Origin of the sequence: Leclercia sp. LSNIH1 (assembly GCF_002902985.1) — a bacterium.
Taxonomy (GTDB): domain Bacteria; phylum Pseudomonadota; class Gammaproteobacteria; order Enterobacterales; family Enterobacteriaceae; genus Enterobacter.
Window position 1 is genome coordinate 719,403 of the sequence record NZ_CP026167.1, and the last position, 13,865, is coordinate 733,267.

The 13,865-nt window shown below is 57.7% G+C and carries 11 protein-coding genes and 4 tRNA genes; 5 read left to right on the top strand and 10 right to left on the bottom strand.

What is annotated here, in order from left to right; translation table 11 throughout:
- Positions 1-143 precede the first annotated feature (143 nt).
- The 5 genes from hemC (at position 144) to C2U54_RS03780 (ending at position 5,589) form a co-directional block, all read left to right on the top strand.
- Positions 144-1,085, top strand: a complete 942-nt coding sequence (gene hemC, locus C2U54_RS03760) for a hydroxymethylbilane synthase (RefSeq protein ID WP_103177450.1) — start codon at positions 144-146, stop codon at positions 1,083-1,085.
- Complete coding sequence (gene hemD / locus C2U54_RS03765; protein WP_103177451.1) at positions 1,082-1,822, top strand: uroporphyrinogen-III synthase; 741 nt, start codon at positions 1,082-1,084, stop codon at positions 1,820-1,822. Before hemC ends, hemD begins: the two co-directional genes overlap by 4 nt.
- Before the next feature lie 21 nt (positions 1,823-1,843).
- Complete coding sequence (gene hemX, locus C2U54_RS03770) at positions 1,844-3,022, top strand: uroporphyrinogen-III C-methyltransferase (protein ID WP_103177452.1); 1,179 nt, start codon at positions 1,844-1,846, stop codon at positions 3,020-3,022.
- A gap of 2 nt (positions 3,023-3,024) precedes the next feature.
- Positions 3,025-4,224 carry a protoheme IX biogenesis protein HemY gene (gene hemY, locus C2U54_RS03775; RefSeq protein ID WP_103177453.1) on the top strand — a complete coding sequence of 400 codons (1,200 nt, stop codon included), beginning with the start codon at positions 3,025-3,027 and terminating at the stop codon, positions 4,222-4,224.
- Positions 4,225-4,383: 159 nt separating this feature from the next.
- Positions 4,384-5,589, top strand: a complete 1,206-nt coding sequence (locus C2U54_RS03780; RefSeq protein ID WP_103177454.1) for an MFS transporter — start codon at positions 4,384-4,386, stop codon at positions 5,587-5,589.
- Between the two features lie 501 nt (positions 5,590-6,090).
- Here the strand turns inward: C2U54_RS03780 and C2U54_RS03785 are convergent.
- From C2U54_RS03785 to rffA, 10 genes are all read right to left on the bottom strand, one after another.
- Positions 6,091-6,167: transfer RNA gene (locus C2U54_RS03785), tRNA-Pro, on the bottom strand.
- 44 nt (positions 6,168-6,211) lie between these two features.
- A tRNA-Leu gene (locus C2U54_RS03790) sits at positions 6,212-6,297 on the bottom strand.
- A 21-nt stretch (positions 6,298-6,318) separates the two neighbouring features.
- Positions 6,319-6,394 (bottom strand) — tRNA-His (locus C2U54_RS03795).
- Between the two features lie 74 nt (positions 6,395-6,468).
- Positions 6,469-6,545: transfer RNA gene (locus C2U54_RS03800), tRNA-Arg, on the bottom strand.
- Positions 6,546-6,650: 105 nt separating this feature from the next.
- Positions 6,651-8,033 (bottom strand): bifunctional threonine/serine APC transporter ThrP, encoded by a 1,383-nt coding sequence (thrP, locus tag C2U54_RS03805; RefSeq protein WP_103177455.1) that lies wholly within the window; start codon positions 8,031-8,033, stop codon positions 6,651-6,653.
- A gap of 268 nt (positions 8,034-8,301) precedes the next feature.
- Positions 8,302-9,042 (bottom strand): lipopolysaccharide N-acetylmannosaminouronosyltransferase, encoded by a 741-nt coding sequence (gene wecG / locus C2U54_RS03810; protein WP_103177456.1) that lies wholly within the window; start codon positions 9,040-9,042, stop codon positions 8,302-8,304.
- Between the two features lie 12 nt (positions 9,043-9,054).
- Positions 9,055-10,407: an ECA oligosaccharide polymerase gene (gene wzyE, locus C2U54_RS03815; RefSeq protein WP_103177457.1), complete on the bottom strand. Its 1,353-nt coding sequence runs from the start codon at positions 10,405-10,407 to the stop codon at positions 9,055-9,057.
- The gene (locus C2U54_RS03820; protein WP_103177458.1) at positions 10,404-11,483 is read right to left on the bottom strand and encodes a TDP-N-acetylfucosamine:lipid II N-acetylfucosaminyltransferase; all 1,080 of its coding nucleotides are present in this window, start codon (positions 11,481-11,483) and stop codon (positions 10,404-10,406) included. Before C2U54_RS03820 ends, wzyE begins: the two co-directional genes overlap by 4 nt.
- Positions 11,480-12,730 carry a lipid III flippase WzxE gene (wzxE, locus tag C2U54_RS03825; RefSeq protein WP_103177459.1) on the bottom strand — a complete coding sequence of 417 codons (1,251 nt, stop codon included), beginning with the start codon at positions 12,728-12,730 and terminating at the stop codon, positions 11,480-11,482. Before wzxE ends, C2U54_RS03820 begins: the two co-directional genes overlap by 4 nt.
- A 1-nt stretch (position 12,731) precedes the next feature.
- Positions 12,732-13,862, bottom strand: coding sequence for a dTDP-4-amino-4,6-dideoxygalactose transaminase (gene rffA / locus C2U54_RS03830; RefSeq protein WP_103177460.1), 1,131 nt, complete (start codon positions 13,860-13,862; stop codon positions 12,732-12,734).
- Positions 13,863-13,865 lie beyond the last annotated feature (3 nt).

Below are 13,865 nucleotides of genomic sequence, written 5' to 3' on the forward strand. Positions count from 1 at the left end.
GTTCTGAACGTGTAAATTCCTGAATACGGCAGCAGGCAACCTGAATCGCTGCCCTGTCCTGAACCCCTTCTACGTCCGTAAACCTGACAGTCCTGAGACAACAATGTTAGGATGGTCAGCAGACGATTAAGACGGTAACAAGCATGTTAGACAATGTTTTAAGAATTGCCACACGCCAAAGCCCCCTTGCGCTCTGGCAGGCACATTATGTTAAGCAGCGCCTTGAGGCCTGCCATGCAGGTTTGCGTGTAGAGCTGGTGCCGATGGTGACGCGCGGCGATGTCATCCTTGATACACCGCTGGCGAAAGTGGGCGGGAAGGGTCTGTTCGTAAAAGAGCTTGAACTGGCACTGCTTGAAGGTCGCGCCGATATCGCGGTTCACTCCATGAAGGACGTCCCGGTTGATTTCCCTGAGGGGCTGGGTCTGGTCACCATTTGCGAGCGGGAAGATCCACGCGATGCCTTTGTCTCGAATCACTACGACTCCCTGGATGCTCTGCCACAAGGGAGCATCGTTGGCACGTCAAGTTTACGCCGCCAGTGCCAGCTGGCCGAGTATCGCCCGGATCTCATCATCCGCTCCCTGCGCGGTAACGTCGGCACCCGCCTGAGCAAGCTGGATAATGGTGAATATGACGCCATTATTCTGGCGGTAGCTGGCCTGAAACGCCTGGGCCTGGAGTCGCGTATCAAGGCGGCGCTCTCCCCGGAACAGTCGCTGCCGGCCGTGGGCCAGGGCGCGGTGGGCATTGAGTGCCGGCTCGACGATACCCGTACCCATGCGCTGCTGGCACCGCTCAATCACGACGAGACCGCAATCCGCGTGCAGGCGGAGCGCGCCATGAATACCCGCCTGGAAGGGGGATGTCAGGTGCCGATTGGCAGCTATGCTGAATTAACAGATGGCGAACTGTGGCTGCGCGCGCTGGTTGGCGCGCCGGACGGTTCGCAGATGGTACGCGGCGAACGTCGCGGCAAACCGCAGGACGCCGAACAGCTGGGTATTTCGCTGGCGGAAGAGCTACTGGATAACGGCGCCCGTGAAATTCTCGCGGATGTCTATAATGGAGAACCCCCGGCATGAGTATTCTCGTCACCCGCCCTTCTCCCGCAGGAGATCAGTTAGTGAGCCGTCTGCGCGCACTGGGGCAGGTGGCGTGGAGCTTTCCGCTGATTGAGTTTTCCCCGGGCCGGGAACTTCCCCTGCTCGCGGGCCATCTTGCCGCGCTGCGGGCCGATGACATGCTGTTTGCCCTGTCGCAACATGCCGTGGCATTTGCCCACGCCCGGCTGCAGCAGGAAGGCCAGCGCTGGCCGGATGCGCCACGCTATTTCGCTATCGGCAGAACCACCGCCCTGGCGCTGCATACCGAAAGTGGCAAAGAGATTCGCTATCCGCTGGATCGGGAAACCAGCGAAGTGTTGCTACAATTACCTGAATTACAAACCGTTGTGGGAAAGCGCATTCTGATTTTACGCGGCAACGGTGGGCGGGAACTGCTGGGCGACACGCTGCGCGAGCGCGGAGCAGAAGTGACATTTTGCGAATGTTATCAACGTTGTAATAAATACTATGACGGTGCAGAAGAGGCGATGCGCTGGCAGTCGCGCGGCGTCACTACCCTTGTGGTGACCAGCGGCGAAATGTTGCAACACCTCTGGTCGCTGATCCCACAATGGTATCGTGAAAACTGGTTACTCCGCTGTCGGCTTCTGGTCGTCAGTGAGCGTCTGGCGAACCTCGCCCGGGAACTGGGCTGGCAAGATATTCGGATCGCTGATAACGCCGACAACGATGCGCTGCTGCGCGCATTACAATAACTCTCATAATGGGAAGCCATAATGACGGAACAAGAAAAATCCTCCGCCGTGGTTGAAGAGACCAGGGAGACTGTGGACACCACGCCACAGCCAGAAACGACAGAGAAAAAGCATGGCAGCAATAAAACCAGTCTGGCGTTAAGCGCGATTGCCATCGCCATTGCGCTGGCCGCTGGCGTCGGTCTGTATGGACTGGTGAAAAAACAAGCGACCAATCAGGTTGCCACGAACGACGAACTGGTGACGCAAATCACCGCCATGCAACAGGCGCAGCAGTCGCAAAAAGCCGAGCTGGATGGGGTGATCAAACAGCAGGCCGATCAGCTGGCCGCCGCCACCCGTAAGCAGGACGAGCTGACCAAACAGCTGGATGAAATGCAGCAAAAAGTGGCGGCTATTTCCGGTACCGATGCCAAAACCTGGCTGCTGGCGCAGGCTGATTTCCTGGTCAAACTGGCCGGGCGCAAGCTGTGGAGCGATCAGGATGTCACCACCGCTGCCGCGCTGCTGAAAAGCGCCGATGCCAGCCTGGGCGACATGAACGACCCAAGCCTGATCACTGCCCGCCGGGCACTCACTGCGGATATCGCCAGCCTGTCGACCGTATCGCAGGTGGATTATGACGGCATCATCCTGAAAGTGAATCAGCTGTCGAACCAGATCGATAACCTGCGTCTGGCAGATAATAACGACGACGACTCCCCGATGGATTCCGACAGCAGCGAACTCTCCAGCTCATTGAGCGAGTGGCGCATCAACCTGCAAAAAAGCTGGCAGAACTTTATGGACAGCTTTATCACCGTTCGCCGCCGCGATGAGACCGCCGTGCCGCTGCTCGCGCCGAATCAGGACGTCTACCTGCGCGAGAACCTGCGTTCACGTCTGCTGGTGGCCGCGCAGGCTGTGCCTCGCCATCAGGAAGAGACCTACAAGCAGGCGCTGGATAATGTCTCCACCTGGGTACGCGCTTACTACGATACCGACGATGCCACCACTACCGCTTTCCTCGAAGAGGTGGACAAGCTGAGCCAACAGAACATCACCATGAACGTTCCGGATAAGCTGGAGAGCCAGCCGATTCTGGAGAAGCTGATGCAGACGCGCGTGCGTAACCTGCTGGCACAGCCGGGCGAAGCGGCGGAGCAGTCTCCTGCCCCAGCTCCAGCTCCCGCCCCTGACAGCGCACCGCAAGGAGAGTAATTATGTTAAAAGTTTTATTACTCTTCGCACTGCTGCTCGCCGGGATCGTGCTGGGTCCTATGCTGGCGGGTCATCAGGGCTACGTGCTGATCCAGACCGATAACTACAATATCGAAACCAGCGTCACCGGGCTGGTGATCATTTTGATCCTGGTGATGGTGGCGTTTCTGGCGATCGAGTGGATCCTGCGCCGCATCTTCCGTACCGGGGCCCATACCCGCAGCTGGTTTGTCGGACGCAAGCGCCGCCGTGCCCGTAAGCAGACCGAACAGGCCCTGCTGAAACTGGCTGAAGGGGACTATCAGCAGGTTGAGAAGCTGATGTCGAAGAATGCCGATCATGCTGAACAGCCGGTGGTCAACTATCTGCTGGCGGCGGAAGCCGCACAGCAGCGCGGCGACGAAGCACGTGCCAATCAGCATCTGGAGCGTGCCGCCGAGCTGGCTGAAAACGATCCGATCCCGGTTGAGATCACCCGTGTGCGCCTGCAGCTGGCGCGTAACGAAAACCATGCCGCCCGTCACGGCGTCGATCGCCTGCTGGAGATCGCGCCGCGTCATCCGGAGGTGCTGCGTCTGGCTGAGCAGGCCTATATCCGCACCGGCGCGTGGGGCTCGCTGCTGGACATCATCCCGTCGATGGCGAAAGCCGACGTCGGCGATGAAGAGCAGCGCGACAGCCTGCAACGTCAGGCATGGATCGGGCTAATGGACCAGGCGCGAGCCGATCAGGGTAGCGATGGCCTGAAGGCCTGGTGGAAAAATCAGAGCCGCAAAACGCGCCAGCAGGTGACCCTGCAGGTGGCGATGGCGGAACACCTGATTGAGTGTGACGATCACGATACCGCCCAGAGCATCATCCTTGATGGCCTGAAACGCCAGTACGACGATCGTCTGGTGATGGTGATCCCACGCCTGAAAACCAATAATCCGGAGCAGATCGAGAAAATGCTGCGCCAGCAGATCAAAACCGTGGGCGATCGCCCTCTGCTGTGGAGCACTCTGGGTCAGTCACTGGCCAGACATGGCGAATGGAAAGAGGCCAGCCTCGCCTTCCGCGCCGCGTTAAAACAGCGCCCGGATGCGTTCGATTATGCCTGGCTGGCGGATACGCTGGATAAACTGCATCTGCCGGAAGAGGCTGCCGAAATGCGCCGCGACGGTCTGCTGCTGACATTACAGAACAATCCCCCGCAGCAATAATTGCACAGGAGGCCTGACGGCCTCCTTTTTTATTTGCTACATTCTTAGCATCTTCTTCAGAGACCCACTCCGCCAATGTAACGATCTCCTTTCATTGAACATTTTTTCTGTACACGCCTTTTACGGCGTGGATTAAATCGTTTTTGAAAGGATCGTTTCATGAACACGCTTTTGTATGCGCTTTTTCACGCGCTGCGCTGTCATCGCTGGCTGCGCCTGCTGGCCTGCGCTTTTCTGTTTACCTCTGTGGGAAATGGCTTAACCCAGGTGATGGTCTTTGGTCTGCTGCTGGAGTGGCAGGCTCCCGCCTCTTTACTGACCCTGGCATATCTGTTTGCCCTGCTACCGGGATTTCTGGGCAGCCTCGTCGGGGAGAAGTTCTGTATGCGTTTTTCACCCATCGGCCTGCTGCTCCTGACAGAGTGGCTGGGTCTGCTCGCCCTGCTGTTTCCCCTGCTGGGCATTCAGTTTCACAGCATGGTAGCGCTGCTGGCGGTGCAGTCCACCGAGGCCTTTCTGACGGGCATGAGCTGGCCCGCGCTGGCCCTGCTGTTCCGGCGAGGATTGTCCGAAGCCGAGCTGCCTGCGGCGACCTGCCTGGAGACGATGATTTTTGCTTCGCAGGTGCTACTGGGCACCGGGCTGGGTATGGTGCTGTTTCATCATCTGCCCGCGCTGGCACTGCTGGGGATCGACGCGCTCACCTTTGCGGGCTCCTTGCTGTTGCTGCGCCTCACTGGCAGCGCGTTGCCTTCTCTGGCGCCTGAGCAGGCAGCAGAAACCGAAAGACCGGTGGCGATGCGCTGGCAGGCACTGGGAGCGCAGCAAAAACGCAGCCTGTTGCTGCTTCCTGCCCTCGCCGCCGTGGGTTCACCCGCTATGGCGCTGCTGCCTGCACTGGCGCAGCAGATCGAGCCGAATGATGCTGCCGGGCTGGCCCTGCCTCTGCTTTTTGCCCGCAGCATGGGACAGCTGTGCGGCCCGCTGCTGCTGAAAAGAGAGAGCCTGCCCCGCTACGCCGGGCAAAACCGCCTCCTGCTAACCTGCCTCGGCCTCTTTTTACTTGCCTACGGGACGATCCCGCTGCTATCGGGGATGCAAGCGCTGGGGGTCGTTTTTGTCGCCCATCTCGCTTCGAACGTCGTTTTTGCGGTGGGTACTTTTAGCCTGTTAAGCAGCTTTCAGGCTAACCTGATCTCCTCGGCCAGCGGCAGGGCCTGGCGATGGCAAACCGCCAGCGCATCACTCTTTACCGGCCTCACGGCACTGGTTGCTGACGTGCTGGGGCCGCTACAGGCGCTGTATGGCGTTTCGGGCTGTGCCCTGCTCATGGTGGTGGGGATCCTGACGCGCTACTGCAGATAAGGCATAAAAAAACGCCTGCTAAAAAGCAGGCGTTAAACAGGTCTGTTTGACAACTTGTGGTGCTTCACTCAACGTTGTGTCCAGGGTGTTTGATGAGGCCGAAGCGACATCTGTCAGTGGACGATAAGCACCGTAAATGGCTCTGCGTCATTCCGGAGTTTATGAGGCACTAAGGCGAACATAAGAGGTGGAATGAGCATCTACACGCATATTATTGCATGCAATGTGCCAATGTTGCATTACGAAGTTGTATGTATCTCAACTTTTTAAGATAAAAGGAAATTATCCCTGTCAGTCAGGAAACGGGCGGCAGAATGGGCCAATAATCAGGCCAAAGTGTCTCCAGGAAGAGACAGGCTGACGGATAAAGCGATATATTGATTCATTTCAATAGGTTATATGTCACTTATTCACGACAGGCCAGGATATCGCTGTCGGCAATAAACAACAGGGGCAGGAAAAGCAGAAAACAAAAAACCCCGCCGAAGCGGGGTTCAAAATTGGTCGGCGAGAGAGGATTCGAACCTCCGACCCACTGGTCCCAAACCAGTTGCGCTACCAAGCTGCGCTACTCGCCGATATACTGCTTTTTTGAATTTTTAGTTCAATTCATTAAAAGTCGTGGTGCGAGGGGGGGGACTCGAACCCCCACATCCTAAGGACACTAACACCTGAAGCTAGCGCGTCTACCAATTCCGCCACCTTCGCAATTCACAACTCTTTAAATAATGGGGTGGCTAATGGGATTCGAACCCACGACAACTGGAATCACAATCCAGGGCTCTACCAACTGAGCTATAGCCACCACTACTTGATTCTTTACTCTTTCACGCGGTTCTGCCTACTTAACAGACCACCGCAGCTCCAGCACCGGGTGAATGGTGCGCCCGACAGGATTCGAACCTGAGACCTCTGCCTCCGGAGGGCAGCGCTCTATCCAGCTGAGCTACGGGCGCTTAGCGCCGTTGCGGGGCTGGATATTACGGAGGTCTCGGTCTGCTGTCTAGTGCTTTTTTAAAATAAATGCGCGTTTGCTTAGACTTTGCGCACTTTGCCGCATATTACTGCGTTTTGACCCTTTCCACGTGTCGCCCCAGGCCAAATAGCCTGTATCCCGCGCTAACGGCCGCCAGGAATATCGCCCCGACATACAGCGACATGCGGGTGTCTTCGTTGAAGTACATGCCGATCAGCACGCAGATCAGGAACGCCATCGTTAAATAGTTAGCCCATGGAAAGAGAATGGAGCGGAACGGATGGCTGGCAATCGCGTTTTTATGCGCCTGACGAAAACGCAGCTGGCTAATCAGGATCACAAACCACGGCACCATACCTGGCAGAACGCTGGCGCTGTAGACATAAACGAAGACACGCTGCGGGTTCGGGATGATGTAGTTCAGGCATGACCCCACCAGCAGAATAATAATCGAGATGGCAACGCCCACCACCGGCACTCCGGCGCCGGAGACTTTCCCCACCGCCGCCGGCAGCTGACGGTTGTTCGCCAGCGCGTAGAGCATACGCCCGCAACTATACATGCCGCTGTTACAGCCGGAGAGCGCCGCCGTCAGCACCACAAAGTTGATAATCGCCGCCGCTGCGGTAATGCCGATTTTGGCAAAGGTGAGCACGAACGGGCTGCCGTTACTGCCAATCTCATTCCACGGGAAGATAGTGACGATTACAAAAATCGCGCCGACATAGAAGATGAGGATACGCCACAGCACCTTGCCGACCGCGCTGCGCAGGGTCACCTGCGGGTTTTTCGCCTCCCCGGCAGTGATCCCGATAAGCTCAACCCCCTGATAGGACGCCACCACAATGCAGAGCGCCGTCAGGAAGCCCTTCCAGCCGCCAGCAAAGAAGCCGCCGTGTTCCGTCAGGTTGCCAAAGCCAATCGCCTGGCCCCCGTTACCCAGGCCGAAGAAGATCACCCCCACGCCGATGACAATCATCACGATAATGGTGGTTACTTTAATCATCGCAAACCAGAATTCGATCTCACCGTACAGACGCACGGCGGCGAGGTTCGCCAGCGCCACCAGCCCCACGGCGATAAGCGCAGGTATCCACTGTGCCATCTCCGGGAACCAGAACTGCACGTAGACCCCAATGGCGGTGATCTCCGATATGCCCACCGCCATCCACATAAACCAGTACGACCACGCCGTGAGATAGCCAAAAAACGGGCTTATGTAGCGATGCGCATAAACGGCGAACGAACCGGCGACCGGCTCGAGGAACAGCATCTCCCCCATGGAACGCATGATAAAGAAGACGAACAGCCCGGCGATGATATACGCCAGCAGGACCGACGGCCCGGCCCATTTCAGGGTGCTGGCGGAGCCCATAAACAGGCCCACGCCAATCGTCCCGCCAAGGGCGATAAGTTCGATATGACGAGCTTCCAGCCCACGCTGAAGCTCCGGTTTTTTCTCTGACATAAATCCTCGGTTGTGCTTGCGACTCTCCCGGCCTGCGCCGGTTATTGTTATAGGTACAGATGCGCTATCACAGGCTGTGCGTAATGGACCGTTTATGTTTACGGGTGATGCAAAAACAGCCTGGTACGGTAGTGACGGAGGGGAATGGTTTCTTAAATTTTGTGAAATGGCAAACGATGCGTTAAAAAAATGAATGTATTGTTGAGAAAAGCAGCAGATTTACGGGCGGATTGCAGCGCGAGCAGTATATCGCGCTGCGATTCAGATATTACAGGCGTCCGGAGTAGTGCCAGCCGAGATAACGCAGCAGACGGAGCTGGCGGGTGATCCGGCTCGGCTGGGATAACAGGCGATAGAGCCACTCCAGCCCCAGGTTCTGCCACACTTTTGGCGCGCGCTTTACGTGGCCGGTAAAGACATCGTAAGTGCCGCCCACGCCCATATAGAGCGCATCCGGATAGACCTGACGGCAGTCGCGCATCAGGATCTCCTGGCGCGGTGAACCCATCGCAACGGTGATGATCTTCGCCCCGCTGTCTCGAATACGGGCAAATAGCGCCTGCTGCTCGTCAGGGCTGAAATAGCCGTCCTGGCTGCCGACGATATTCACCTGCCACTGATCACGCAATTTCTGCTCGGTTTGCGCCAGCACCCCAGGTTTGCCGCCGACGAGGAAGACTGGCGTACCGTCTGCCCCCGCCCGCGCCATCAGCGCTTCCCAGAGATCGGCCCCCGCGACGCGAGAGATGTTCGCCCCCGGGTACTTCTTACGCACGGAGCGCACCACGCTTATCCCGTCCGCATATTTAAATTCGGCCGCCTCGATGAGGTCGCGCACCTGGGCGTTATCCTCAAGGGTAAGCATTTTTTCTGCATTGATGGCCACCAGCGTGCCGGTTTTGATCCCGTCCCCGGCACAGAGATAGTCCAGCGCATGCTGCATATCACGCCAGCCAATCAGCTTCAGGCCCCGCAAGTAATACTGCGGTGCTGAGGTATTATCAGTCATTATTATCCTTACTCAGACTCGCGAAAGCGCCCTGCCGTTTACCGGTTCGCGCTTATGCACTAACCCGGCGCTGTCGAACAGCCAGTACAGCAGCTTCGCCATCAGCAGACAGGCGCCAAAAACCACCATGAAAAAGACCACGCGGGAGACGAACGAATCCAGCCCTTCTCGCGCCAGTACGATCATATTGAAAATGGCACCGAAACAGAAACTATGCAAAATCGCTGCCTTATAGCGGTTGGTCTCCTGATTGCCCAGCGTATAGAGCCAGTCGAACCATTTTATAATCAGCCCAACGGCAATCGCCCCAGGCAGGATAAACCAGCCGCCGCCCATCACCACCAACGAACCGATCAGCGTCGGTGAGATTGCCAGCCCGGAGTGGTTGTTCAGCACTTCCCAGGTAAAGTAGTTTGCCGTATTCAGCACCACGCCCGGTCTGTCCGGCCACAGCCAGGTGGGGATAAAGACATAAAAATCGCGAACAATGGGCGCCAGCCCCTGAAAATCGATTTTGTCGTAGTTCTGCAGCAGCAGGGCTAAGTTTTCCCACGGCGAGAAGGTGTCGCGGGTGAGGTACAGGAAGGTGTAAAACGCTTCGTCGCCGCTGACATCCATGCCGTAGCGCTTCAGCGCCAGCCAGAACATCCCTACAATCCCCAGCACGCCCGCCGCAGCCAGCATCCACAGCGAGATCCAGCCGCGAATAATGCCAATAAACAGGAAGATCGCGAAGGCGATAATGATGTTTGCGCGCGTGCCGCCGACAATCATATAGGTCAGCAGGCCAAACGCCACGGTACTGACCAGGAAGAAGAGCCACGCCCGGGCATCCTGACGCAGGAAATAGATCACCAGCATCGCCGGAATGAAGAAATAGAAGAAGCGCTTAAGCGCCACCCCGGAGACTTCGCTGGAGAAGATCTGGCTGTAGGAGTGAAGCTTGAACAGCAAAAAGCCGTTGTGCATGAAGAAGATACCGACAGTGACAAGGGCAATGCCCATCAGCATCATCCAGGTCAGATGCGTCTCAACCCGGTTCATGGTGAACAAAGGCCGTCGCGATGCGTCGCTGCTGGCCGGTTTCAGCCGCGTCTTATAGGCGACGTAATAGACCCCATAGAAGCAGGTCGCCGACAGCAGCGCCTGCATCAGGATCTCCGGCGGTACGACGGCCACATCGAAGCGGAACACCAGCACGCTGGTCAGCGGGAAGCCGAAGTAAAAGGTCAGCAGAAACAGCAGCGAGAAGAAGACGTTGAAGTTAAAGCGCACCCGGCGGAATTCAAACCACGTCAGCGTGGCGATAAACAAGGCGCTCAGAAGCCAGATGACCAGCAGGCCGCTAAATTGCAACTGGCTCATGCATTCTCTCCTGAGGCGATCCGCAGCGCCTGGTGCCATGGCGTAAGGTAGTTCGGGCTGAAGAAGTCGATGGCGTTTTTATCCACCTGCGCAAGCTGTCGCTGGGCTTCACGCACCACCTCTTCGTTCAGGTCATCGGTGGTAAACAGCACCGGAATGTGCTGTTCGGTCATGTCCTGCCAGAACGGGTTGTCGCGATTAAGCACACAGGGAATGCCCGCCTGGATCAGCAGACAGAGCGTGCCGATCCCCTGCTGGCGCGCGAAAATGAAATAGCCCAGATCGCACTGACGCAGCAATGCCAGGTAGTCATCAAAGGCCAGCTTATCGCTGAGGATCTGCAAATTGTCCGGGCTGAATAATGCCTGTCCACTCTGACGGACTTCATCGATGTATGCCGCGTTATTAGCAGGATAGCCCATCGGCACGATCACGTTGACCGTATCGCCAAACTGCTGATGAACCGCCTTCAGGGCCGCAATATGTTCGTTACTGCGATCCCCGGAATTACCCACCAGAATCGTCAGTTTACCCTCCCGTTTCACCTCCCGGGCTAACCCGTTCAGCGACGGGTCTATGCGGGTCGGGAAATAGAGCAGCTCACCGCGCACGTTCGGGTGCTGTTTTGCGAAATAGTTTAAATCGCCGCGGGTGGCAAAGATGCAGCCCACCCGCCCCTGCGCCATACGCCGCAGCGGGTAGAAGAGACGGAACTTCCAGCCCCGGGAGACTTCATACAGGTCGGCGCCCCAGATATGCCAGTTAAACTGCGCGGGCCTGATCCCACCACTCAACAAGGCCAGCCACAGGCCGGTATTAAACTGCCCGTGAAAAAAGAACCGCTGCTGGCGGTTGGCTTTGGCTTTGGCGATCACCGCTTTCGCAAGCGTAGCTTTGTCCGGCCAGAAGGTCAGCTGCAGTGCCGGGAAGGCGGCGCTAAGGCCGGTGTCCTTACCCACCACCATAAATTCGCGCGCCAGCGCGCTGCCGGGAGCCAGTTCATCATTAAAGAACCGCAGTACGGTCTGGTTATGGTGTGGGATATCCGATCCCAGGACGTGAATCAGTGCAGTCATGCGCGTTTATGCCAAAGTAAAAAGACGCCGCAACAGGCAGCAAAATAGACAATATAGGTGGCCATATAGGCCTGAGCCGCTCCCAGCGCGCCATGCGCGGAGATCAACCAGTGAGAGAATGCCGTCAGCAACGCAAACTGGCTGATTTCCGCCAGAATGTAGAGCCGCAGCGACGCTTTAGCAATCACCAGATAGCCAAAGACGTAAGCGCCTACTTTCAGTACGTCCCCCACCAACTGCCAGGCGAACAGGTCGCGCATCGCGGTAAATTTGGCGGAAAACAGCAGCCAGATGGCGACATCGCGCAGCAGCCAGACGGTAAAGCTGGCAACCGCCACCGCCGGTAAGACGAAGCGCAGCGAACGGAGGATCTCGCGGGTGATCTCCTGCCGGGCGGTGAGCCGTGAGAGCGTGGGCAGCAGGTAGACGCTAAAGGAGGCGGTAATAAACTGCAGATAGGCATCGGAGATGCTGCTGACCCCCTGCCAGATCCCCACCTCATCCCAGCTGTAGTGCGCCGCCAGCAGGTTTCGCATCATCACGTAGGCCACCGGCAAGGTGACGGAGGTGATAAGCGCCATCAGGGTAAATTTGCCCAGCTGCCCCGCCAGAAGCCGATCCCATCCGGGCTTCAGATAGTGTAGCGGAATTGTGCCCCTGCGCATCAGCATAAACGCCGCCGGAACGACCACCAGCGCGGGCACCAGCGCCAGCCCCAGCAGTGCGCCTTCATAGCCGCCCAGCCGGTAGCAGACGTAATAGGCAACCACCCCGATGACGCTACCGACGATGAGCGCCAGCGCATTGCCGGCAGCATCGCGAAAGCCTTTCATCAGCGCCAGCAGCAGGTTCGCCCAGGCGATGCCCATCTGCACCAGCGCCACCAGCCTTACCAGACCCTGATAGCCCGTGTGACCGAACAGCCCCTGGCTGATGGGTGCTGCCGCCAGTAAAAAGATGACCGCCAGCAGGGTGGAAAAGCCCAGCACCATCGCTGATGAGGTACCCACCACCGTGCGTAATTGCGCCTTATCGTCATGATATTGCGCCACGTACTTGGTCACGCCGTTAAAGATCCCCGCCCCGGCCAGTACACCGAGGACGGTGACCAGCTGGCGAAAGTTCCCCGCCTGCCCGACACCCGCCGGGCCAAAGGAGACGGCCAGCAGTTTTACCACCAGCAATCCCGCGCCGATCTTGACGAGTGTGGACGCGGCGGTCCACACCGATGCTTTCGCCAGAGACATATCAGCCGAAATAACTCAGAAGGGTATTGATCACCGTGCGCTGGTTGACCGCCGCGAGGTTGTAGAACAGCGGTAAGCGGAGTAACCGCTCACTTTCTTTGGTGGTAAAGCGATCTTCACCCACGAACTGACCAAAGGCTTCCCCCGCCGGGCTGGAGTGCAGCGGAATATAGTGGAACACCGCCAGAATTTCGGCCTCTTTCAGATATGCAATAAGCGCGCTGCGATCGTCGTTATCCCGCAGCTTGATATAGAACATATGGGCGTTATGGACGCAATCCGCCGGAATGGTCGGCAGCTCGATACGGCCCTTGCGCGCCAGGGGAGCCAGCGCATCGTGATAGGTCTGCCACAGCGCCAGACGCTGCTGGTTGATACGGTCTGCCGCCTCCAGCTGTGCCCACAGGTACGCCGCCTGCAGATCCGCCATCAGATAGCTGGAGCCGATATCGCGCCAGGTGTACTTATCCACCTGCCCACGGAAGAACTGGCTGCGGTTGGTCCCTTTCTCGCGGATGATCTCCGCACGCTCCACCAGGGCGCGATCGTTAATCAACGTCGCGCCGCCTTCTCCGCCTGCGGTGTAGTTTTTGGTTTCGTGGAAGCTGAAGCAGCCGATGTGCCCGATGGTGCCCAACGCGCGGCCCTTGTAGGTGGACATAACTCCCTGTGCGGCATCTTCCACCACGTACAGGTTATGCTTTTTGGCAATCGCCATGATGGTGTCCATCTCGCACGCCACCCCGGCATAGTGTACCGGCACGATGGCGCGGGTCTTGTCGGTGATCGCCGCTTCAATCAGCGTCTCGTCAATGTTCATGGTATCCGGACGGATATCGACAAAGACGATTTTCGCCCCGCGCAGCACGAAAGCGTTGGCGGTGGAGACAAAGGTGTAGCTCGGCATGATCACTTCATCGCCAGGACCGATGTCCAGCAACAGGGCCGCCATCTCCAGCGAGGCGGTGCAGGAGGGGGTCAGGAGGACTTTCGCGCTCTGAAAGCGCTGCTCCATCCACTGCTGGCAACGGCGCGTATAGCCGCCATCGCCGCAAAGTTTGCCGCTGCCCATCGCAGACTGCATGTAATCGAGTTCGGTGCCCACCACAGGAGGCGCATTAAATGGGATCATCTT